General features: G+C 65.1%; 20 protein-coding genes. 9 read left to right on the top strand and 11 right to left on the bottom strand.

Annotated features, from left to right (window positions below):
• Positions 1 to 41: 41 nt before the first annotated feature.
• Positions 42 to 281 (bottom strand): BrnA antitoxin family protein, encoded by a 240-nt coding sequence (locus QX048_RS07480; protein WP_315711784.1) that lies wholly within the window; start codon positions 279 to 281, stop codon positions 42 to 44.
• A 2-nt stretch (positions 282 to 283) separates the two neighbouring features.
• Positions 284 to 1246: a cysteine synthase A gene (gene cysK / locus QX048_RS07475; RefSeq protein ID WP_316191256.1), complete on the bottom strand. Its 963-nt coding sequence runs from the start codon at positions 1244 to 1246 to the stop codon at positions 284 to 286.
• 494 nt (positions 1247 to 1740) lie between these two features.
• Here cysK and QX048_RS07470 point away from each other — a divergent pair, with 494 nt between their 5' ends.
• Positions 1741 to 1959: a hypothetical protein gene (locus tag QX048_RS07470; RefSeq protein ID WP_315711782.1), complete on the top strand. Its 219-nt coding sequence runs from the start codon at positions 1741 to 1743 to the stop codon at positions 1957 to 1959.
• A 189-nt stretch (positions 1960 to 2148) separates the two neighbouring features.
• Here QX048_RS07470 and tgt read toward each other — a convergent pair whose 3' ends face one another.
• Positions 2149 to 3303 (bottom strand): tRNA guanosine(34) transglycosylase Tgt, encoded by a 1155-nt coding sequence (tgt, locus tag QX048_RS07465; protein WP_315711780.1) that lies wholly within the window; start codon positions 3301 to 3303, stop codon positions 2149 to 2151.
• A 272-nt stretch (positions 3304 to 3575) separates the two neighbouring features.
• Here tgt and QX048_RS07460 point away from each other — a divergent pair, with 272 nt between their 5' ends.
• Positions 3576 to 4601 (top strand): aspartate-semialdehyde dehydrogenase, encoded by a 1026-nt coding sequence (locus QX048_RS07460; RefSeq protein WP_316191257.1) that lies wholly within the window; start codon positions 3576 to 3578, stop codon positions 4599 to 4601.
• Positions 4602 to 4640: 39 nt separating this feature from the next.
• On the opposite strand, the gene queA is transcribed toward QX048_RS07460, so the two are convergent.
• The 4 genes from queA to coaD form a co-directional block, all read right to left on the bottom strand.
• Positions 4641 to 5735 (bottom strand): tRNA preQ1(34) S-adenosylmethionine ribosyltransferase-isomerase QueA, encoded by a 1095-nt coding sequence (gene queA, locus QX048_RS07455; protein WP_316191258.1) that lies wholly within the window; start codon positions 5733 to 5735, stop codon positions 4641 to 4643.
• 89 nt (positions 5736 to 5824) lie between these two features.
• A complete protein-coding gene (locus tag QX048_RS07450; protein ID WP_315799860.1) occupies positions 5825 to 6289 on the bottom strand; it encodes a peptidylprolyl isomerase in 465 nt (154 codons plus the stop codon).
• Between the two features lie 295 nt (positions 6290 to 6584).
• Complete coding sequence (locus QX048_RS07445; protein WP_316165350.1) at positions 6585 to 7148, bottom strand: peptidylprolyl isomerase; 564 nt, start codon at positions 7146 to 7148, stop codon at positions 6585 to 6587.
• Between the two features lie 68 nt (positions 7149 to 7216).
• The gene (gene coaD, locus QX048_RS07440; protein WP_316191259.1) at positions 7217 to 7711 is read right to left on the bottom strand and encodes a pantetheine-phosphate adenylyltransferase; all 495 of its coding nucleotides are present in this window, start codon (positions 7709 to 7711) and stop codon (positions 7217 to 7219) included.
• A 293-nt stretch (positions 7712 to 8004) separates the two neighbouring features.
• Here coaD and QX048_RS07435 point away from each other — a divergent pair, with 293 nt between their 5' ends.
• Complete coding sequence (locus tag QX048_RS07435; RefSeq protein WP_315827549.1) at positions 8005 to 8262, top strand: hypothetical protein; 258 nt, start codon at positions 8005 to 8007, stop codon at positions 8260 to 8262.
• A gap of 34 nt (positions 8263 to 8296) precedes the next feature.
• On the opposite strand, the gene gyrA is transcribed toward QX048_RS07435, so the two are convergent.
• From gyrA to QX048_RS07415, 4 genes are all read right to left on the bottom strand, one after another.
• On the bottom strand, positions 8297 to 11041 hold the full coding sequence (gene gyrA / locus QX048_RS07430) for a DNA gyrase subunit A (protein ID WP_315827548.1): 2745 nt from the start codon (positions 11039 to 11041) through the stop codon (positions 8297 to 8299).
• Positions 11042 to 11211: 170 nt separating this feature from the next.
• Positions 11212 to 11610: a DUF2306 domain-containing protein gene (locus QX048_RS07425; protein WP_316200439.1), complete on the bottom strand. Its 399-nt coding sequence runs from the start codon at positions 11608 to 11610 to the stop codon at positions 11212 to 11214.
• 14 nt (positions 11611 to 11624) lie between these two features.
• On the bottom strand, positions 11625 to 12257 hold the full coding sequence (locus QX048_RS07420) for an HD domain-containing protein (protein WP_315827546.1): 633 nt from the start codon (positions 12255 to 12257) through the stop codon (positions 11625 to 11627).
• Between the two features lie 116 nt (positions 12258 to 12373).
• The gene (locus QX048_RS07415; protein ID WP_315711764.1) at positions 12374 to 12871 is read right to left on the bottom strand and encodes a single-stranded DNA-binding protein; all 498 of its coding nucleotides are present in this window, start codon (positions 12869 to 12871) and stop codon (positions 12374 to 12376) included.
• A gap of 462 nt (positions 12872 to 13333) precedes the next feature.
• Here QX048_RS07415 and QX048_RS07410 point away from each other — a divergent pair, with 462 nt between their 5' ends.
• The 6 genes from QX048_RS07410 (at position 13334) to uvrA (ending at position 21247) form a co-directional block, all read left to right on the top strand.
• A complete protein-coding gene (locus QX048_RS07410) occupies positions 13334 to 14089 on the top strand; it encodes an outer membrane protein (protein ID WP_315827545.1) in 756 nt (251 codons plus the stop codon).
• Positions 14090 to 14281: 192 nt separating this feature from the next.
• Positions 14282 to 15037: an outer membrane protein gene (locus QX048_RS07405; RefSeq protein ID WP_315827544.1), complete on the top strand. Its 756-nt coding sequence runs from the start codon at positions 14282 to 14284 to the stop codon at positions 15035 to 15037.
• 263 nt (positions 15038 to 15300) lie between these two features.
• Positions 15301 to 16086: an outer membrane protein gene (locus QX048_RS07400; RefSeq protein WP_315827543.1), complete on the top strand. Its 786-nt coding sequence runs from the start codon at positions 15301 to 15303 to the stop codon at positions 16084 to 16086.
• A 212-nt stretch (positions 16087 to 16298) separates the two neighbouring features.
• Complete coding sequence (locus QX048_RS07395; RefSeq protein ID WP_315827542.1) at positions 16299 to 17039, top strand: outer membrane protein; 741 nt, start codon at positions 16299 to 16301, stop codon at positions 17037 to 17039.
• A gap of 293 nt (positions 17040 to 17332) precedes the next feature.
• Positions 17333 to 17977, top strand: a complete 645-nt coding sequence (locus tag QX048_RS07390; protein WP_315827541.1) for a porin family protein — start codon at positions 17333 to 17335, stop codon at positions 17975 to 17977.
• Positions 17978 to 18253: 276 nt separating this feature from the next.
• The gene (gene uvrA, locus QX048_RS07385; RefSeq protein ID WP_315827540.1) at positions 18254 to 21247 is read left to right on the top strand and encodes an excinuclease ABC subunit UvrA; all 2994 of its coding nucleotides are present in this window, start codon (positions 18254 to 18256) and stop codon (positions 21245 to 21247) included.
• The last annotated feature ends 103 nt before the right edge of the window (positions 21248 to 21350 follow it).

Below are 21350 nucleotides of genomic sequence, written 5' to 3'. Positions count from 1 at the left end.
AGCACGAGCTCCGGGCTTGTTCGTTAGAATGCAGCCGGCCCTCAGAGCCCTGCCGCCTTGCGCAGCGCCGCATTGATGCGGTCCTGCCAGCCCGGCCCTTCGGACTGAAAGTGCTCGAGAACGTCCTGGTCGATCCGCAACGTCACCTGCTCGCGCACGCCAGGAACCGCCGCCTTCTTCGGCGGCGCCTCCACCGGCTTGGTGGTCACCTTCTTGAACGCGGCCTCAGCCTCGGTACGGGCGTCAGCGAGCGTGCGGGGCCGCCGCGGCTGGTCGGCCATGATCAGATCCCCTCGAACAGCGCGGTGGACAGATAACGTTCGGAGAACGAGGGCACGATCGCCAGGATCGTCTTGCCCGCGCTTTCCGGTCGCTTGCCGATCTCGATTGCGGCCGCAATCGCCGCGCCCGAGGAGATACCGCCGGGAATGCCCTCGGTGCGGGCCAGCGCGCGCGAGGTCTCGATGGCGGTGGTGCTGTTGATCTTGACGATCTCGTCGATCACGGACCGGTCGAGAATGTCGGGCACGAAGCCGGCGCCGATGCCCTGGATCTTGTGCGGCGAGTGCTGGCCGCCCGACAGCACCGGGCTCTCCTCCGGCTCGACCGCGACCACCTTGATGCCGGGCTTGCGCGACTTCAGCACCTGGCCCACGCCGGTGATGGTGCCGCCGGTGCCGACGCCGGCGACGAACACGTCGATATTGCCCGCCGTGTCGTTCCAGATCTCCTCGGCGGTGGTGCGGCGATGGATGTCCGGGTTTGCGAGGTTCTTGAACTGCTGCGGCATCACCGAGTTCGGCGTCGTCCGCAACAGCTCTTCGGCGGTGGCGATGGCGCCTTTCATGCCCTGCGAAGCCGGCGTCAGCACGATCTCAGCGCCGAGGAACGCGAGCATCTTGCGCCGCTCCACCGACATCGACTCCGGCATCACCAGCTTCAGCTTGTAGCCGCGCGCCGCAGCAACGAAGGCCAGCGCGATGCCGGTATTGCCCGAGGTCGGCTCGATCAGCACGGTGTCGGGCTTGATCACGCCGGCCTGCTCCATCGCCAGGATCATGCCGACGCCGATCCGATCCTTCACGCTCGCGGCGGGATTGAAGTATTCCAGCTTGGCGAGGATGGTCGCCTTGACGCCATTTTGCTCCGGCAGCTTTCGCAACCGCACAATCGGCGTATTGCCGAACGCGTCGACAATTGAATCAAATACGCGCCCGCGTCCGGGACGCTGTGCTGACGACTCCATGAAATCACTCCTCTGCGCGCCCCGCGCGACGTCGACAACGATTCCGACCATCTTCAGCGAGCCTGTTGCGCTGCGCAAGCACGTTTGCGCGATCTTAGGACGATCGCGGCGCACAACAAGTCGTGGCTAAATTGCGAAAAACCAACGCATTTGTGTTGCGACAAGGTCAATAAACTCGGTGTATGCTTGATTTCAGCCGGACGAAGATTCACGGTGCAGGTCGACTGCAACCCGGGCGGACATCAGCAAGATGTCATCTTCGGAGTGATACAATCGGGGCGTTCGTGCCAAACGACAGCACCGTTGTAGAATAGACATAAGAACAGACCACCCAAACAAACTCTTTGTGTGACGGACTTGATATCCGCGAAAGTTGGACTCGTCGGAAATAGACCCGTTCGAACGCGACTCGTTCGAAATCGACCCTTTTCGAAATTGACGTCGTTCAAGCAGAGATCGCCACCAACAACAAAGAGATCGTCCAGGAGGTCAATATGTCAGCACTCGCTGATCTCGTGTCGACCGCAACCGCACGCCCGAATCCTCGCGGCTGCGATCTGCCGACATGCCCGGTCTGCGCCGACTCCATGATTGCCGCGGAGGCGTCGGCATATTTGGCTGACAATGCGATCAGCTATCTCTGGACCTGCGACACCTGCGGCTATGGCTTCGTCACCAAGCACTCCGTGAAAAGCCGCTTCGTCTGCAACTGAACGGTCTGCAACTGAACGGCGCCAGGGCGAGAGAGTTCCGCGACGTGATGTCACGGCCGTTCCGTCGCCGAGGATAACGTAACGTCGGCCATCGGGCAGGTCGGCAATGCATGATCAGCACAATTTCATGAGGGCCGGCGCATAGGGCCGGGCTCACAACGAGCTGACGGCCTTCACCTGAAGCGACCGTCAGCCGGCGCGCGGGGCGATGTCGCCGCGCGCCCAATCGGCCTTGGTGCGCTCGTAGAATTCCGTGAAGCGCCCTTGTGCGATCGCCGCGCGCATCCCGGCCATCAATTGCTGGAAGTAGGCAATGTTGATTTCCGACAGCAGCGTGGCGCCGAGCGCCTCGCCGGCCTTGATCAGATGATGCAGATAGGCGCGGGCATAGCTGCGCGCCGCCGGCCACGGGCTCTCCTCATCCAGCGGCCTGTCATCGTCGGCATGACGCGCATTGCGCAGGTTCACCGGCCCGAAGCGTGTGTAGGCGACGCCGTGGCGGCCGTTGCGGGTCGGCAGCACGCAGTCGAACATGTCGATGCCGCGCCGGACCGACTCCAGGAGATCGTCAGGCGTGCCGACACCCATCAGGTAGCGCGGACGGTCGGCCGGCAGCACCGGCGCGGTCGCCTCGATCATCTCGAGCATGACCGCCTGCGGCTCGCCGACGGCCAGGCCGCCGATCGCATAGCCGTGGAAGCCGATGTCGACCAGCGCCTGCGCGCTGGCGACGCGCAGTGCGGGCACATCGCCGCCCTGCACGATGCCGAACAGCATGTAGCCCGCCGGCGCACTCTCGAAGGCGCGGCGGCAGCGTTCGGCCCAGCGCAGCGACAGCCGCATCGCGCGCTCGATATCGTCGCGCTCGGCCGGCAGCCGCACGCATTCGTCGAGCTGCATCGCGATGTCGGAGTTGAGCAGGCGCTGCACCTCGATGGCGCGCTCCGGCGACAGCTCGATTTTCGCGCCGTCGATGTGCGAGCGGAACGTCACCGCCTGCTCGGTCACCTTGCGTAAACCCGACAGCGACATCACCTGGAAGCCGCCGGAATCGGTCAGCATCGGCCCGCCCCAGCCGGTGAAGCGCTGCAGGCCGCCAAGCGCGGCGATGCGCTCCGCCGTGGGCCGCAGCATCAGGTGATAGGTGTTGCCGAGCACGATGTCGGCGCCGGCCTCGCGGACGTCGCGCCAGTGGATGCCCTTCATGGCGCCGGCGGTGCCGACCGGCATGAAGGCCGGGGTGCGGACCACGCCATGCGGCGTCGTCAGCCGGCCGGTGCGGGCCGCGCCGTCATTGCCGAGCAGTTCGAAATGGTTGGGAAGGTCGCTGGCCGAGGAGCTCATGGCCGGCTTATTGCGTCAGGACGGCCCCCGATTCAACCGCGATGGCGCCGTTTTCGTCCATTTCGGCCGTTGACGGCGGTTCCGACCGCCCCTATGGTCCCGCGCCATGTCGATCTCGACCAAACGCACGACGAAAACCACCAAGCCCATGAGGGCCTCGGGAGGCGTGCGCGCGTAGTCGAACTCGATTGCGACCATCTTCGAACCGAAGCCCCGCCTGATGAAGGTCCGGGGCTTTTTTATTGCCCGAATTTCAACCGGAGACTTGAGACGTGTCCCACGATCCCACCATTGCCATCGTCGGCGTGACCGGCGCCGTCGGCGCCGAATTCATCGCCACCCTGGACCGCCGCAACGTCCGCGTCGGCAAGCTCAAGGCGCTGGCGAGCGCCCGCTCGGCCGGCCAGACCCTGACCTTCCGCGGCCAGACCATCGTGATCGAGGAGCTGACCGAACGCTCCTTCGAGGGCGTCGACATCGCGCTGTTCTCGGCCGGCGGCGGCATTTCCAAGAAGTTCGCGCCGATCGCCGTGCGCTCCGGCGCCGTGGTGGTCGACAATTCCTCGGCCTTCCGCATGGATCCGAACGTGCCGCTGGTGATCCCGGAGATCAACGCCCGCCGAATCCGCGACCACAAGGGCATCATCGCCAATCCAAACTGCGCGGCCATCACGGCGCTGGTGCCGCTGTGGCCGATCCATCAGAAGAATCGCATCAAGCGCGTGATCATCTCGACCTATCAGGCCGCCAGCGGCGCCGGTGCGGCGGCGATGGACGAGCTGGTGCAGTCGACCCGCGCGAGCCTCAACGGCCAGGTCTATGCGCCCAAGGTGATGCCACATCCGTTCGCCTTCAACCTGTTCAGCCACAACACCGCCATCGATCCCGAGACCGGCTACAACGACGAGGAAACCAAGGTCATCAACGAGACCCGCAAGATCTTTGAGGACGAAGGCATCGCCATCGGCGTCACCTGCGTCCGCGTGCCGGTGCTGCGCGCCCATTGTGAATCCATCACCTTCGAATGCGAGAAGCCGATCTCGGAGGACGACGTCCGCCGCATCCTGGCGACCGCGCCCGGCGTGCGCGTGGTCGACGACCGCGCCAAGAACTACTTCCCGATGCCCGTCGACGCCTCCGGCCAGGACGACGTGCTGGTCGGCCGCATCCGCAAGGATCTGTCCGATCCGTCAGGCCACTCGATCGCGATGTTCGTTGCCGCCGATCAGCTGCTCAAGGGCGCTGCGCTCAATGCGGTGCAGATCGCCGAGCTCCTGCCCGAGCGGGCGATGGCGTAGCTCTCAGGGCGAACTTGCAGGGTGGGCCTTTTGCCCACCCTACGGCTCGACGATGCGCTCGTCTGGCTGACGAAACAACAGGCACGCATCGCCATACGAATAGAAGCGATAGCCGCTGCGGATCGCATGCGCATAGGCCGCGTGCATCGTCTCCAAGCCGGCGAAGGCTGAGACCAGCATGAACAGCGTCGAGCGTGGCAGATGGAAGTTGGTCATCAGGATATCGACCGCGCGGAAGCGATAGCCGGGCGTGATGAAGATCGACGTTTCCGCCTCGAACGGCGCGATCGTGCCGTCGGGCTGCGCCGCGCTCTCCACGAGCCGCAGCGACGTCGTGCCGACCGCGACGATGCGGCCGCCCTTGGCGCGCGCCTCGTTCAATGCGGCCGCCGTGTCCGGCGTGAGACTGCCCCACTCCGCATGCATGCGGTGGCCTTCGGTGTCATCGACCTTCACGGGCAGGAACGTGCCGGCGCCGACATGCAGGGTGACACGCTGCAGCCCGACGCCACGCTCGCGCAGCCGCTGCTCAAGCGTCGGCGTGAAATGCAGCCCAGCCGTCGGCGCAGCCACCGCGCCCTCTTTGGCCGCGAACATGGTCTGATAATCTGTCGCGTCCTGCTCGTCTGCGGGCCGCTTGCCGGCGATGTAGGGCGGCAGCGGCGGCCGGCCGAGATCGGCGATCGCCTGGTCGAGCGCGGGCCCATGGAACACAAAGGACAGCGTCAGCTCGCCCTCCTCGCCCTTGGCCTCGACGGTGGCGTCGAGATGGCCGAGCAGGCAGACCTTGCCCTCGTTGCCGAACCGGATCGTATCGCCGGGAGAGAGCTTCTTGGCCGGCCTGACCAGCGCCTGCCAGCGCGAGCCGTCGAGCCGCTTGATCAGGGTCGCCTCGATCTTCGCCTCGGTCTCGCGGCTGATGCGCCGGCCCGACAGCTGCGCCGCGATCACCTTGGTGTCGTTGACGACGAGCTGATCACCGGGCTCCAGCCAATCCGGCAGGTCGGCGACCGTGCGGTCGCGTAGGACACCGTCGCCCTGCACCACCAGCATGCGCGCCGCCTCGCGCGGGCTCGCCGGCCGCAGCGCGATGTTTTCGGGGGGAAGATGGAAATCGAACAGGTCGGTGCGCATGATCAGAGCGAGTAGCGAATAGGGAATGGCGAATAGACGACTCGCTATTCGCTACTCCCTACTCGCGTATTGCGGCCTTTGCCGCGATACTAAGCCGCGTCGGCGGCCATGTAGGCCTTCACGATCTTGTCCGGGTTCTGCACCGGCTCGCCGCGCTTGATCTTGTCGACGTTCTCCATGCCCTCGGTGACCTTGCCCCAGACCGTGTACTGCTTGTCCAGGAAGCGGGCGTCGTCGAAGCAGATGAAGAACTGGCTGTCGCCAGAATCAGGATTGGCCGCACGCGCCATCGAGGCGGTGCCGCGAACATGCGGCTCGGCGTTGAACTCGGCCTTCAGCTTCTTGCCGGAGCCGCCAGTGCCAGTGCCTTGCGGGCAGCCGGTCTGCGCCATGAAGCCGTCGATGACGCGGTGGAAGACGATGCCGTCGTAGAAGCCCTCGCGGACGAGCTCCTTGATGCGCGCGACATGGCCGGGCGCGAGATCGGGACGCATCTCGATCGTGACGGGGCCCTGAGTGGTCTCGAGGATCAAGGTATTTTCGGTCACAGCCATTCTGGTCTCTCGGTTTTTGTAGGAATTGACGGGGGTCAGGACAAAGCAAATCCTGGGTCTGAAATGTCGCGGCGCCTTCCCATGTGCGGCCGTCACCCCTCCTGACGGCAATCCGAGCACGACGAGGCCCGCGATGTTGGCCCAGAATAGACCCAATGCGCTTAAAGCTGAAGCCACCGGCCCTGTCGATGTGACGGGGCGGCAGAATCGGCATGCCTCCGCGACGTGGCAAAAGGTTCCTTAAGGCCCGGGGGAACCCGGGCGCGAGACCCGGGCATGCCCCTGCTCTGCCTGCCTACTTGATGTCCGAGGCGACCTGAACCTTCACCATCTTGTCCGGATCGGTGACGGCACCGCCCGACGAGCCCGCAGGCGCCTTCTTGAGCTTGTCGACGACGTCCATGCCCTGCACGACCTCGCCGATCACGGTGTATTGGCCGTTGAGGAAGGACGCATCGCCGAAGCAGATGAAGAACTGCGAGTTGGCAGAATCGACGCTGTCGCCCCGGCGCGCCATGCCGACGGTGCCGCGCTTGAACGGCGTGCTCGAAAACTCCTGCTTCAGGTTCGGGTACTTCGAGCCGCCGGTGCCATTGAAGTTCTGGCCGTCGCCGGTCTGCGCCATGAAGCCGTCCATGACGCGGTGGAACGGCACGTTGTTGTAGAAGCCCTCGCGCGCCAGCGTCTTCAGTCGCTCGGCATGCTGTGGCGCCAGATCGGTGCGCAGCTTGATGATGATGCGGCCCTTGGTGGTGTCGATGACCAGGGCATTCTGCTTGTCGAGGCCGGCAGGCAGCGACTGGGCCAGCGCCGGCAACGCGAACACGAGAGCAAAGACGAAAGCGAGAGCGCGGATCATGGCAACTCCGATGACATGAGACGATGAGGAGAGGAAGGCACTGCCGGAAGCGGCCGGTGCCCGAAGGATCACTTGAACTTGGCCTTGAGACTTTCGGCCACCGACGGCGGCACGAAATGCGAGATCTCGCCGCCCATGGCGGCGATCTGGCGAACCAGGGTGGCCGCGATCGGACGGACACCCACCGAGGCTGGAACGAACACCGTCTGGACCTGCGGTGCCATGGTCTGGTTCATGCCGGCCAACTGCATCTCGTAGTCGAAATCGGTGCCGTCGCGCAGGCCCCGGATCATCATGATCGCACCGGCCTTTTGCGCGGCGGTGACGGTCAGATTGTCGTAGGTCGCAGCCTCGAAGCCGCAGCCCGCCGCGGCTGCGACGGGACCGAAGATCTCGTGCGCCATCGCCAGCCGCTCCTCGGTCGAGAACAGCGGCTTCTTGCCGTGATGCACGCCGACCGCGACGATCAGGCGATCGCAGAGATGAACGGCCTGCCGGACCACATCGAGATGGCCGTTGGTGACGGGATCGAACGAGCCCGGATAGAGCGCAATGCGTTGCATGCGCCCGTCCTATACCGCCCGGAACAGGCCGGCAAGCCGCCGTCACGCCCGCTGGCGTGGCTGTGATGGGCAAAGAGCGGCCGAGAGACCGCACCGCAATGAAATGGGGTGCGACACCGGGGAGCCGGAACTGTGGTGGGCTACCGCGATTGTTTCATCGGAACTCGGGACACGAAACACGCTCGCGCCGAGACGAAACCAATTCGCCCGTTCCGCGAAGACGTCTCGAAACCCGAACTGATTATCAAATCCTTAACGAACAACGGGCCGAACGGCCCAGACAGGGGACCGTCATGATCAAAGCGCTATCTGCAGTCGCAGCGGCCGGCTTGGTGGCTGCCGGCATCACCCTCCTGCCCGGCTTCGCTCCTCAGGTCGAAGCCAGCGTGCCGCGTCCGCTCGCCAAGGCGGACCGCCTGGACATTCGACCGATCGGCCGCGACTGCTCACAGCAGGCCTGGCCGAACTTCGAAGCGGGCTGCCTGCGCAGCGCCGGAACCAGAGGAACGGTCCGCGAGGCCAGGATGGTCTCCGTCGAGCGGACGGAGTAAGCGAATAGCTGCTCACTATTCGCCGGTCGCGCCTTCACTCGCCATTTGCCTGCTCGCTGGCCCCGTTGCCGTTCTCGGCCTCCTCGCCGATATGCTCCACCGACACGACATGCTCATCATCGGCGGTGTCGAACACAATGACGCCCTGGGTCGAGCGTCCCGCGATGCGGATGCCGTCGACGGGGCAACGGATCAACTGCCCCTTGTCCGTCACCAGCATGATCTGATCGCCATCCTCGACCGGGAATGAGGCGACGAGCTTGCCGTTGCGGTTGTTGACGGACATCGCGACGATGCCTTTGCCGCCGCGGCCGGTGGTGCGGTACTCGTAGGACGAGGTGCGCTTGCCGTAGCCATTGACCGAGACGGTCAGCACCACCTGCTCCTGCGCCGACATCTCGACATAGCGTTCCTGCGACAGCTGGATCGCGCCAGCGGCCGCCTCCTCGCCCTCGGTCTCGACCGGCTCCTCGGTGGCAGCATCGCCCGACATCGCCCGGCGCATCTTCAAGTACGCCGTACGCTCGTCCGAGGTCGTTTCGACATGGCGCAGGATCGACAGCGAAATCACCTTGTCGCCGCCGGCGAGCGCGATGCCGCGCACGCCCATCGAGGTCCGCCCGGTGAAGACGCGCACGTCGGTGACGGGGAATCGGATGCACTGCCCGCCCGACGCCGTGAGCAGCACGTCGTCACGCTCGGTGCAGATCTGCACGTTGACGATCTCCTCGCCCTCGTCGAGCTTCATCGCGATGATGCCGGAGCGGCGCACGTCGACGAAATCCGAAAGCTTGTTGCGGCGGACGTTGCCGCCGGTGGTGGCGAACATCACGTCGAGATTGGCCCAGGAGGATTCATCCTCCGGCAGCGGCATGATCGTGGTGATGCGCTCGCCCTGCTCCAGCGGCAGGATGTTGATCAGCGCCTTGCCGCGCCCGTTGGGCGCCGCGATCGGCAGCCGCCAGACCTTCTCCTTGTAGACCTGGCCGCGCGACGAGAAGAACAGCACCGGCGTGTGCGTGGAGGCCACGAACAGCCGGCTGACGAAATCCTCCTCGCGGGTCTGCATGCCCGAGCGGCCCTTGCCGCCGCGGCGCTGCGCCCGATAGGCCGACAGCGGCACGCGCTTGGTGTAGCCGGCATGCGACACGGTCACGACCATGTCCTCGCGCTGGATCAGGTCCTCGTCCTCGACCTCGCCTTCCTGCTCGGCGATCACGGTGCGGCGCGGCGTGCCGAACTCCGCCTTGATCGCGGCGAGCTCGTCCTTGATGATCCCCTGCACCCGCGCCCGCGAGCGCAGGATGTCGAGATAGTCGTTGATCTCGACCTTGAGCTTGTCGAGCTCGTCGGAAATCTCTTCACGGCCGAGCGCGGTCAGGCGCTGCAGACGCAGGTCGAGAATCGCCTTGGCCTGCTCGAACGACAGCCGGATGGTGCCGTCCTCGGCGAGGCGATGACGCGGATCGTCGATCAACGTGATGATGGCCTCGACGTCGCGCGCCGGCCAATCGCGCGACATCAACGCCTCGCGCGCGGACGCAGGATCGGGCGAGGTCCTGATGACCCGGATGACCTCGTCGATATTGGCCACGGCCACGGCGAGGCCGACCAGGATGTGGGCGCGGTCGCGCGCCTTGTTGAGCAGGAACTTGGTCCTGCGCGTGACGACACGCTCGCGGAACGCGACGAAGATCGTCAGCAGGTCCTTCAACGTCATCGTCTGCGGGCGGCCGCCGTCGAGCGCCAGCATGTTGGCGGCGAAGCTCGTCTGCAGCGGCGTGAACTTGTAGAGCTGGTTGAGCACGACGTCCGGCACGGCGTCGCGCTTCAGCTCGACGACGACGCGGTAGCCGTCGCGGTCGCTCTCGTCGCGCAGGTCGGCAACGCCTTCGACCTTCTTCTCGCGCACCAATTCGGCGATGCGCTCGACCATCGTGGCCTTGTTCACCTGGTAGGGAATCTCGGAGATGATGATCGCCTCGCGATCCTTGCGGATCGTGTCGATCGTCACCTTGCCGCGCATCATGATCGAGCCGCGGCCCAGATGATAGGCCGAGCGGACGCCGGCGCGTCCAAGAATGATGCCGCCGGTCGGGAAATCCGGCCCCGGAATGATGTTGATGAGCTCGTCGATCGTGAGCGCGGGATTGTCGATCAGCGCGATGCAGGCATCGATCACCTCGCCGAGATTGTGCGGCGGGATGTTGGTGGCCATGCCGACCGCGATGCCGCCGGCGCCATTGACCAGCAGGTTCGGATATTTGGCCGGAAGAACCGACGGTTCCTTGTCCGAATTGTCGTAGTTCGGCTGGAAGTCGACGGTGTCCTTGTCGATGTCGTCGAGCAGCGGGATCGCCGACTTGGCGAGCTTCGCTTCGGTGTATCGGTAGGCGGCCGGCGGATCGCCGTCGACGGAGCCGAAATTGCCCTGGCCGTCGATCAGCGGCACGCGCATCGAGAAGTCCTGCGCCATGCGCACCATGGCGTCGTAGATCGACTGGTCGCCATGCGGATGGTATTTACCGATGACGTCACCGACCACGCGCGCGGACTTGACGTATTTCTTGTCGGGCGTGTGCCCCTGCTCGTACATCGAATAGAGGATGCGCCGATGCACCGGCTTCAGGCCGTCGCGCGCATCGGGCAGCGCTCGCGACACGATCACGCTCATCGCGTAATCGAGGTAGGAGCGCTTCATCTCATCGAGGATGGAGACGGGACGAATGTCGGAAGGTCCGCCCGGCTCGCCGGGCTTCTCATCTTCTTTATCGGACAAAGGGGATACCGGTCGGTTTTGACACGCGAAAATCGCTTGGAATCATATAGCGCAGGAGCGTGCCGCAGGCCACCCCCAAGGCGATCCGAAGAGCGCTTTTTCTGCTCGCCTTTCCAGTCACTTAACCGGCTGCTGCGGCCGCCCATGGCAGGCTCCGGGAACCGTTTCGGCTACGGCCCGAAGACGACCTTGTGCATGATGCGTCCCGGCAGCAGCGTGAACAGTCCGGCGATCACCAGGGCGCCGGAAAACAGCATGATCATGGCCCGGCGATGGGCCGCCACCCGGTGCCGGTGCGCAGCCCACACCGCCAGCGGCAGCACGGCCAGCGTGTAGATCGACAGCAGGTGGATCGGGCTCCATGGACCGACCAACCGGATGGTGTGAATCCAGAACGAACTGGCTGCAACGGCAACCATGAGCGCGACCCAGATCCAGCCGACCGTTCGATGCGGCACGGCCCCCTTCGGGGCGGCGAACTGAACGAGCCCGAGCGCGAACGCCGTCATCGCGGCGACGGCGTGCAGCTGGACGGCGGGCTCGGCGTCGAGCAGCGGCGCGAAGCTCATGGCAGCCCCCAGAGCTAGATCGCAGCCCGCAGCTCGTGCAGACGTTCCTTGATTGCGTCGACATCCACGCTGCCAGCACGCATCTTGGCTTCGGCTTGGCCTTTCACCAGCCCGCACAGTTCGACGAGCATGGCGTCATGGGCGCATACCGCGTCCATCTTGGTGTAGACGAGATCGTACTCGACGGGCTCCCAGGTCCCAAGATCGGCAAGGTTGTGCTGCATCTGAACCTCGAGGTGATCGAGCGCCGCGGCGAACTTGGCCTCCGCCGTGAGCTTCGCCTCAAATTCATGGAACAGGTCGAATATCTCCTGCCCGCCTCCCCCGGGCAAGCGCGACCGGATGACTTCGATCGCCTCGCGCTCCTTGGCGACCTTGGCATCCTTTCGGCTGCCGGTCTCGAAGAAGGGGACGTCTCCGACCAGCGCCTCGACGAGGTCGTGGACGATGATCATCTTCAGCACGCGATCGATCTCGACCGGTCTTTCGAGATGACGGTGCACGAGCAACGCGAGCAGAGACATGCTCCAGCTATGCTCGGCCACGCTCTCGCGGCGCCCGTCAGACAGCCAGCTGTGGCGCAACTCGCGCTTCAGGCCCTCGGCGAGCCGATAGAAGTCGAGGGTCCTTGCCACAGCCTCCATCATCGTACCAACCTCGCACGATCGCTTGCAGCACCCCGGCCGGCCCCCTCGGATGACCGCCGGCCTGCCGTCCAGACACGGGCAAGCCGGCTCGCATCAGCAGCGTCCGCGCCCGCGCCTCAGAACGGAATGTCGTCGTCCATGTCGCTGTTGCGTCCGCCACCGCCCGCCGAAGCAACCGCGCGGCGCGGCGGCGCCATCGACGGACCGCTGCTGCCGAAATCACCGCCACCCATGTCATCGGAGAAGCTGCCGCCACCACCACCCCGGCCATCGAGCATCGTCAGGGTGGAGTTGAAGCCCTGCAGCACGACCTCGGTCGAGTACTTCTCGACACCGCTCTGATCGGTCCATTTGCGGGTCTGCAGCGCGCCCTCGATGTAAACCTTGGCGCCCTTCTTCAAATACTGCTCGGCGACCTTGCAAAGACCCTCGTTGAAGATCACCACGCGGTGCCACTCGGTCTTTTCCTTGCGCTCGCCTGTCGCCTTGTCGCGCCACGTTTCCGACGTCGCAATGCTCAGATTGGCGATCGGCCGCCCATCCTGCGTGCGCCGGATCTCGGGGTCCTTGCCGAGGTTGCCGACCAGAATCACCTTGTTCACACTACCCGCCATCACCACTCTCCCGCGGTTCTCGATCATCGGACCGGCCGTCCACACCGGCCTCACGGCGTCCGGTGGCTAACCCTTCCTCTCGCGGCGGACCCTATACGGTTGCCGCGCGGTCCACCCGCCCTGTCCATTGCTTATCCACATATAGCAGGCGGAAGGCCATTGTTCCAGTTTTGTTCGCGCGCATATGTCTACAACCGTGCGTCGAGTTCCACGGAACTCGATGGAACCGCAAGTTCTCGCAATGGAACCCGGAAAAAGTTCCCTTATTCACGAAAAAGGGATTAACTTTCATTAAGTTAGCCGGCCTCACTTCCTCCTCGGCTGTGGCTTTTGGGAGACGGTATCCAGGGTTGAATCGCGTATATTTGAGGATGGATTGGGGCCGCAAGCGTGGTCGCACCAACTTCACAGACGAGCGTCTCCGGGGACCATTTTGGAGACGCCCAACGCGGGAGACTTGGGATGAAACGAATTTTTCTCGGAGCTGTCAGCTTGATGGTTTTGGGGGCGCTGACGCCGGCGGGAGCCGCCGATCTCGCCGCCCGCCCGTACACGAAGGCCCCGGTGATGGCGCCGGCGCCGCTTCCGACCTGGGCCGGCTTCTACCTCGGCCTGCAGGGCGGCGGCGGCTGGGGCCGCAGCAACGAGACCTTCTTCGGGGCGCCGAATACGGCGATCTTTGCCGGCACCCAGAACTATGACACCAGCGGCGGCTTCGTCGGCGGTGTGGTCGGCTACAACTGGCAGGTCGACAACATCGTGTTCGGTCTCGAGGGCGACTATCACTGGGCCGACATCAACGGCCGGTCGGGCGTCGTCAACGCCGGTCTCGGCGATACCTACTTCACCAGGCTGCGCGGCTTCGGCGACATCAAGGGCCGCCTCGGCTGGGCTGCGGGTCCGGCGCTGTTCTTTGTCAGCGGCGGCGCTGCCGTCGGCGATCTCCAACACCGCTACGACGCAGCGCTCAATGGTGGCGCGGCGAATAGCTTCGCTCAGAACAACTGGCGCTGGGGTTGGACGATCGGCGCCGGCGCCGAGTACATGTTCGCGCCGAACTGGTCGGCCAAGGTCGAATACAACTATCTCGACTTCGGCAAGAGCTCGATTCAGTACAGCGCGGTTCCGGCCAATCGCTCCGAGTGGAGCGACACCGTGCACACCGTCAAGGCGGGCGTCTCCTATCACTTCGGCGGCCCGATCGTGTCGCGCTACTGATTGCACGCAAAAAGCGAATATGTCGAAAGGCCGGCCTCGCGCCGGCCTTTTTTGTGTGCCAGAACCGGCACTTGCCGAGCCGTTGTGTCCTTTGGGTGACGGCTTTTTACGGCGGAAGGAGCTATCAACGTCCGGCGGGTGGGCGTTGGTGAGAGCGTGCGTGCGGGCGTCGGACGTGGTTTGGGGAATGCGATGAGAAGGCTGTTGCTGGGGGCGACAACTTCGCTGGCGCTGGGGATTGCGCCGGCCATCGCTGCCGATCTGCCCGCGCGCACCTTCACCAAAGCGCCTGCGATGATCACGACGATCTATGATTGGAGTGGCTTCTATATCGGCCTGAATGCCGGTGGCGCAGCGGCCCGCACCTGCTGGACCAACAAGGTCAGCTTTGCCGGCGTGGCCGCAACCAACGCGGAAGGCTGCCATGATGCGACCGGCGCGCTGGCGGGCGGCCAGATCGGCTATCGCTGGCAGGCTGGCGGCTGGGTGTTCGGCATCGAAGGTCAAGGCAACTGGGCCAACCTCAAGGGCAGCAACACCAGCCAGTTCGCCCCGGCCGTGACCAACCAGACCAAGATCAACGGCATCGGCGTGTTCACCGGCCAGATCGGCTATTCCTGGAACAACGTGCTCTGGTACGTGAAGGGTGGCGCCGCGGTCGCGGGTGAGAAGTACAACGGCCTCTCCACGGCCACGGGCGTGGTGCTCGACGTGTCCAGCGCCACGCGCTGGGGGGCTGCGGTCGGGACTGGTGTCGAGGTCGGCTTCGCCAAGAACTGGTCGGTCGCAGCCGAATACGAGCACCTGTTCATGGGCAACCGCACCCTCGGCTTCTCGGGTGTTCCCCTTGGAGCCGCGGGCCGGACCGATGCGGTCGGCCAGGACGTCGACATGGCGACGGTCCGCGTGAACTATCGCTGGGGCGGTCCCGTCGTTTCCAAGCACTGACCCTCGAGGGCTGACACTCGGGATCTCACGCGGCGGCGCTTGCCCGGCCTGTCGTCACTCACGCTGTGACACAGCTCCCCCGTCGGCACTGGCAGTCGCCGTCTTTACCCGCGCTTAAGCACGATCGGTACATCCCGCCACGCGGCTCGTCCCGGTCACGAGTTTGGAAAGCAGTCTCCCTTACAACCAGCCACAGGCCACCTTCGCGTGGGCCCGGATCGGAGGGATCCGGAGCGTGGTGTATTGGGACTGGGGAGAGACGAATGCAGAAGACGACCTTGATCTTGACCGCAAGCGCCGCGGCGCTGGGACTGGCGCCGGCCTCGGCGGCCGACTTCGCGACGCGCCCTTACAGCAAGGCGCCGCCGCCGGCCTATGTCACGCCGCTGCCGAGCTGGGCCGGGTTCTACCTCGGCGTCAATGGCGGCGCCGACTGGAGCCACAATTGCTGGACGCTCAACCGCGTCGGCGGCGTGGCGGTCGTGCCGACCCAGTCCGAAGGCTGCCACAACGCCTCGAGCGGCCTCATCGGCGGCCAGGTCGGCTATCGCTGGCAGGCGGCGAGCTGGGTGTTCGGCGTCGAGGCCCAGGGCAACTGGACCGACCTGAAGTCGTCCAATGCGAGCACGGCTGCGCTGGCCGCGGGCATCACCAACACCACCAAGACCGATGCGATCGGCCTGTTCACCGGCCAGGTCGGCTACGCCTGGGGCAACGTGCTCTGGTACGTGAAGGGCGGCGCCGCCGTCACCCACAACAAATACACCGGCACGGCGAATGCGGCCGCGCCCTTCCCGGTCGGCACGCTGCTGGATTCCGCCAGTGAGACCCGCTGGGGCGGCACCGTCGGCACCGGCGTCGAGTTCGGCTTCGCGCCGAACTGGTCGGTCGCCGTCGAGTACGACCACCTGTTCATGGGCTCGCGCGACATCAGCTTCCCGGCCACCGCAACCGTGCTGTCGCGCGTCGATACCATCAAGCAGGACATCGACATGGCGACCGTCCGCGTGAACTATCGATTCGGGGCGCCGATGGGCACGCGCTACTGAAAAAAGCCGCCGCTCGCACGCATTCGGAAAGGCCGGCCGTCGCGCCGGCCTTTTTCGTGTCAACAGCCCGGCAGCGTCGCGGCGTTTTTGTGCTAAATATATGATATATAACGCTTTTTCATTTCTGTGGCGGGCGCGTTACAGCCTCTCCGGGATGCGCTGTGTATGACTTGCCCATCGCTTGTCATTCCAACCTCCCGGGGGAGAATTTGATGAAGAAGTTGCTTGTGATCACGACGGCGCTCGTCGGCATCGCATCCGCCACATCCGCGTCGGCGGCCGACATGGCGGCCCGCCCGTACACCAAGGCGCCGCCGATGGTCGCGCAGATCCTGAGCTGGTCGGGCCTCTACGCCGGCATCCAGGGCGGCGGCGGCTGGGGCACCAGCAAGGAGACCTTCCTCGGCCGCTTCAATGCGCCGGGCTTCCTGGGCACCCAGAACTACAACACCAATGGCGGCTTCGTCGGCGGCGTGGTCGGCTACAACTGGCAGGTCGACAACGTCGTGTTCGGCCTCGAAGGCGACTATCACTGGGCCGACATCAACGGCCGCTCCGCCGTGGTCAATGCCGGCGTCGGCGACACCTTCTTCACCAAGCTGACCAGCTTCGGCGACATCAAGGGCCGCCTCGGCTATGCCGCCGGTCCCGCCCTGTTCTTCGTCAGCGGCGGCGCCGCGGTGGGCCAGTTGCAGCATCGCTATGACGGCGTGCCCGGCAACGTCTTCAGCCAGAACACCACCCGCTGGGGCTATACGGTCGGCGCCGGCGCCGAATACATGTTCGCGCCGAACTGGTCGGCCAAGCTCGAGTACAACTATCTCGACTTCGGCAAGAGCACGATCCAGTACAGCGCTGCGGCGCTCAACCGCTCCGAGTGGAAGGACACCGTTCACACGGTCAAGGCCGGCCTCAGCTACCACTTCGGCGGCCCGGTCATCGCAAAGTACTGATGCCTGCAAACCGACAGGTTCCGAGAAGGGCCGGCGAAAGCCGGCCTTTTTTGTTGCCCTGATGCCACCTTGCCGGCTCGCCACACCCGGAACCAAGTAACTGAGTGACATAGGCTTTCTGGAACTTGGCCGTAAAAACGCGGTTTGGGCGCGAGTGTGTCTTCAGGGTGACGGTAATCCGTACGGAACCGGGCTATAGGAACCTCGTCAACTTGAACGGGTGAGTCTGTTTCGTGCGTAAGCTTATCGGTGCGATGCGGACTTCGAGGAATAAAAATAAACTGGAGACTGGAATGAAGAAGATCCTGCTCGCGACCGTGGCCTTGGCCGCCCTGGCCGCTCCCGCTGCCGCCGCTGATCTTGCCGCACGCCCGACCTACACCAAGGCCCCGGTTGCCGCGCCGGTGCTGACCTGGACCGGCTTCTACATCGGTGCCATGGGCGGCTATGCCAACGAGAATGCTGACTTCGCGGCCATGAAGGGCGGCTTCGCCGGCGGCACCGTCGGCTACAACTGGCAGCAGGGTGCTGTCGTGTTCGGCCTCGAGGCCGACGCCGCTTGGGCAGACATCAACGCAAACGTCGGCGCGCTCGGTGTCAACGCCGAGTCCAAGATCCGCGACTGGGGCACTGTCCGCGGCCGCATCGGCTACGCCTTCGGCCCGACCCTGCTGTACGCGACCGGTGGTTACGCCTGGGCCGACAACCGCATCTCGCTGACGGCCCCCGGCTTCGCCGCTGCCGACAGCAAGATCCACTCCGGCTGGACCGTCGGCGCTGGCGTCGAGTACATGTTCGCCCCGAACTGGTCGCTGAAGGGCGAGTACCTCTACAAGAGCTTCGGTGGCGAGAGCTACACCTTCACCGGCCTCGGCACGCTCACGACCGGCACCCTCAACGTGCATTCCGGTCAGGTCGGCATCAACTACCACTTCTAAGTTTTTGCCTCCGGGCCAACGCACACAGCCTCCGCTCTGCCAGAGCGGAGGTTTTTTCTTTGTGGGATCGTGCACAAAACAGGACGGAACCGGCAGCCTCCTGCCAGTCGCTGCCATTCCCTGAGCGCATTGTTGATGATTCGCTGACGGCACTGGAAATCCAGCTCCGTTCTTCCTACGTTCCGACCATACCTTTTCCCCCTGGCGTCCGATGGCCGGCTTCCGGCGAAACGCGCCTGCAACGATGGCGCGACTCTGCGCCGTGGGACGATCGTCATGGATGAAGTGCTCAAGGCCAAGCAGCGCGCGCAAGCCAACCAGTCGAGCCTGCGGGCCATCACCATCCGCGGCGCCCGCGAGCACAATCTGAAAAACATCGACGTCGAGATCCCGCGCGACAGGCTCGTCGTGTTCACCGGCCTGTCCGGCTCCGGCAAGTCCTCGCTCGCCTTCGATACGATCTACGCCGAGGGCCAGCGCCGCTACGTCGAATCGCTGTCGGCGTATGCGCGCCAGTTCCTGGAGATGATGCAGAAGCCGGACGTCGACCAGATCGACGGCCTGTCGCCGGCGATCTCGATCGAGCAGAAGACGACCTCGAAGAACCCGCGCTCGACGGTCGGCACCGTCACCGAGATCTACGACTACATGCGCCTGCTGTGGGCGCGCGTCGGCGTGCCCTACTCCCCGGCGACCGGCCTGCCGATCGAAAGCCAGACCGTCTCGCAGATGGTCGACCGCGTGCTGGCGATGCCCGAGGGCACCCGCCTCTATCTGCTGGCGCCGGTCGTGCGCGGCCGCAAGGGCGAGTACAAGAAGGAGCTCGCCGAATATCTCAAGAAGGGCTTTCAGCGCGTCAAGATCGACGGCACCTTCCATGAGCTCGCCGAGGCGCCGACGCTCGACAAGAAGTTCCCGCACGATATCGACGTCGTCGTCGACCGCATCGTCGTGCGCCCCGACATCGGCCAGCGTCTCGCAGAAAGCTTCGAGACTGCGCTGAAGCTCGCCGAAGGCCTGGCCGTCATCGAGTTCGCAGACGCTCCCGCCTCGGCCGCGCCGGCGGAGGAGAAGGAAAAAAAGAAAACCGCAAAGATCCACGACAAGAGCGGGCCCGAGCGCATCCTGTTCTCGGAGAAGTTCGCCTGCCCGGTCTCCGGCTTCACGATCCCCGAGATCGAGCCGCGGCTGTTCTCGTTCAACAACCCCTATGGCGCCTGCCCGGAATGCGGCGGCCTGGGGGTCGAGCAGCACGTCGATGCCGACCTCGTCATTCCCGACAAGGACGTCACGCTGCGCAAGGGCGCGATCGCGCCCTGGGCCAAGTCGTCCTCGCCCTATTACCTGCAGACCCTGACCGCGCTCGGCAAGTTCTACAAGTTCACGCTGGACACCAAGTGGAAGGACCTGCCCAAGAAGACGCAGAACGCGCTGCTGCACGGCTCCGGCGACGACGAGATCAAGTTCACCTATGAGGACGGCGTCCGCGCCTACGACACCAAGAAGCCGTTCGAGGGCGTCATCACCAACATCGAGCGCCGCTTCCGCGAGACCGAGAGCGAGTGGGCGCGCGAGGAGCTCGGCAAATACTTCAACGACGTGCCCTGCGCCGGCTGCAAGGGTTTTCGGCTGAAGCCCGAGGCGCTGTGCGTCAAGGTCGGCGGCAAGCACATCGGCGAGATCAGCGACCTCTCCGTCAAGGCGGCCGGCGAGTGGTTCGCCGAGGTGCCGAAGCAGCTCAACGCGCAGCAGACCGAGATCGCCACGCGAATCCTGAAGGAGATCCGCGACCGCCTCACCTTCCTGCTCGACGTCGGCCTCAACTACCTGACCCTGGCGCGCTCCTCCGGCACGCTGTCCGGCGGCGAGAGCCAGCGCATCCGCCTGGCGTCGCAGATCGGCTCGGGGCTGACCGGCGTGCTCTACGTGCTCGACGAGCCGTCGATCGGCCTGCACCAGCGCGACAATGCCCGCCTGCTCGACACGCTGAAGCGGCTGCGCGACCTCGGCAACACCGTCATCGTCGTCGAGCATGACGAGGACGCGATTCGCCTCGCCGACTACGTGCTCGACATCGGTCCCGGCGCCGGCACCCATGGCGGCCACATCGTCGCCGAGGGCACGCCGGCGGAGATCATGCGCAATCCGGCGTCGCTGACCGGCAAATATCTCACCGGCGAGCTCGAGGTCGAGGTGCCCGAGCGGCGGCCGCCGAACCATCGCCGCACCATCAAGGTCGTCAATGCCCGCGGCAACAATCTGAAGAACGTCTCGGCCGAGATTCCGCTCGGCCTGTTCACCGCGATCACAGGCGTGTCCGGCGGCGGCAAGTCGACGCTTCTCATCGACACGCTCTACAAGTCGATCGCACGCAAGCTCAACGGCGCCAACGAGGCCGCCGCGCCGCACGACCGCATCGAGGGGCTGGAGCATATCGACAAGATCATCGACATCGACCAGTCGCCGATCGGCCGCACGCCGCGCTCAAACCCCGCGACCTATACCGGCGCGTTCACGCCGATCCGCGAATGGTTCGCCGGCCTCCCCGAATCCAAGGCGCGCGGCTACGAGCCGGGCCGGTTCTCGTTCAACGTCAAGGGTGGCCGCTGCGAGGCGTGCCAGGGCGACGGCGTCATCAAGATCGAGATGCACTTCCTGCCCGACGTCTACGTCACCTGCGACGTCTGCAAGGGCAAGCGCTACAACCGCGAGACGCTCGACGTGCTGTTCAAGGGCAAGTCGATCGCCGACGTGCTCGACATGACCGTCGAGGAGGCCGCGGAGTTCTTCAAGGCGGTGCCGCGGGTGCGCGACACCTTCGAGACCCTGCGCCGCGTCGGCCTCGACTACATCCATGTCGGCCAGCAGGCCACCACGCTGTCCGGTGGCGAGGCCCAGCGCGTCAAGCTCGCCAAGGAGCTGTCCAAGCGCGCCACCGGCCGCACGCTCTACATCCTGGACGAGCCGACGACGGGCCTGCACTTCCACGACGTCAAGAAGCTCTTGGAGGTGCTGCACGAGCTGGTCGCGCAGGGCAACACGGTGGTCGTGATCGAGCACAATCTCGAGGTCATCAAGACCGCCGACTGGGTCATCGACCTCGGCCCCGAAGGCGGCGACGGCGGCGGCGAGATCGTCGCCTGGGGCCCGCCGGAAGATATCGTCAAGGCGCCGCGCAGCTACACCGGGCAGTTCCTCAAGCCGGTGCTGGAGAAGTCGGCCAAGCCGAAGAAGCGCGGCCGCGGCGCGGCGAGCGAGGCTGCGGAGTAGTTGCCCTCAATTCCCTTGTATCGATCGTCATTGCGAGCGAAGCGAAGCAATCCAGGGCCGCGTACGCGACTCTGGATTGCTTCGTCGCTGCGCTCCTCGCAAT

It is taken from the genome of Bradyrhizobium sp. SZCCHNS30572, assembly GCF_032484415.1.
Lineage (GTDB): Bacteria > Pseudomonadota > Alphaproteobacteria > Rhizobiales > Xanthobacteraceae > Bradyrhizobium.
Note: the sequence above shows the minus strand (reverse complement) of the source record. Positions and strands in the feature narration are given on the sequence as shown.

Coding starts and splice junctions, on each gene's coding strand:
- QX048_RS07480 (WP_315711784.1), bottom strand. CDS start 281: ATGGCCGACCAGCCGCGGCGGCCCCGCACGCTCGCTGACGCCCGTACC.
- cysK (WP_316191256.1), bottom strand. CDS start 1,246: ATGGAGTCGTCAGCACAGCGTCCCGGACGCGGGCGCGTATTTGATTCA.
- QX048_RS07470 (WP_315711782.1), top strand. CDS start 1,741: ATGTCAGCACTCGCTGATCTCGTGTCGACCGCAACCGCACGCCCGAAT.
- tgt (WP_315711780.1), bottom strand. CDS start 3,303: ATGAGCTCCTCGGCCAGCGACCTTCCCAACCATTTCGAACTGCTCGGC.
- queA (WP_316191258.1), bottom strand. CDS start 5,735: ATGCGCACCGACCTGTTCGATTTCCATCTTCCCCCCGAAAACATCGCG.
- QX048_RS07450 (WP_315799860.1), bottom strand. CDS start 6,289: ATGGCTGTGACCGAAAATACCTTGATCCTCGAGACCACTCAGGGCCCC.
- QX048_RS07445 (WP_316165350.1), bottom strand. CDS start 7,148: ATGATCCGCGCTCTCGCTTTCGTCTTTGCTCTCGTGTTCGCGTTGCCG.
- coaD (WP_316191259.1), bottom strand. CDS start 7,711: ATGCAACGCATTGCGCTCTATCCGGGCTCGTTCGATCCCGTCACCAAC.
- QX048_RS07435 (WP_315827549.1), top strand. CDS start 8,005: ATGATCAAAGCGCTATCTGCAGTCGCAGCGGCCGGCTTGGTGGCTGCC.
- QX048_RS07425 (WP_316200439.1), bottom strand. CDS start 11,610: ATGAGCTTCGCGCCGCTGCTCGACGCCGAGCCCGCCGTCCAGCTGCAC.
- QX048_RS07420 (WP_315827546.1), bottom strand. CDS start 12,257: ATGATGGAGGCTGTGGCAAGGACCCTCGACTTCTATCGGCTCGCCGAG.
- QX048_RS07415 (WP_315711764.1), bottom strand. CDS start 12,871: ATGGCGGGTAGTGTGAACAAGGTGATTCTGGTCGGCAACCTCGGCAAG.
- QX048_RS07410 (WP_315827545.1), top strand. CDS start 13,334: ATGAAACGAATTTTTCTCGGAGCTGTCAGCTTGATGGTTTTGGGGGCG.
- QX048_RS07405 (WP_315827544.1), top strand. CDS start 14,282: ATGAGAAGGCTGTTGCTGGGGGCGACAACTTCGCTGGCGCTGGGGATT.
- QX048_RS07400 (WP_315827543.1), top strand. CDS start 15,301: ATGCAGAAGACGACCTTGATCTTGACCGCAAGCGCCGCGGCGCTGGGA.
- QX048_RS07395 (WP_315827542.1), top strand. CDS start 16,299: ATGAAGAAGTTGCTTGTGATCACGACGGCGCTCGTCGGCATCGCATCC.
- QX048_RS07390 (WP_315827541.1), top strand. CDS start 17,333: ATGAAGAAGATCCTGCTCGCGACCGTGGCCTTGGCCGCCCTGGCCGCT.
- uvrA (WP_315827540.1), top strand. CDS start 18,254: ATGGATGAAGTGCTCAAGGCCAAGCAGCGCGCGCAAGCCAACCAGTCG.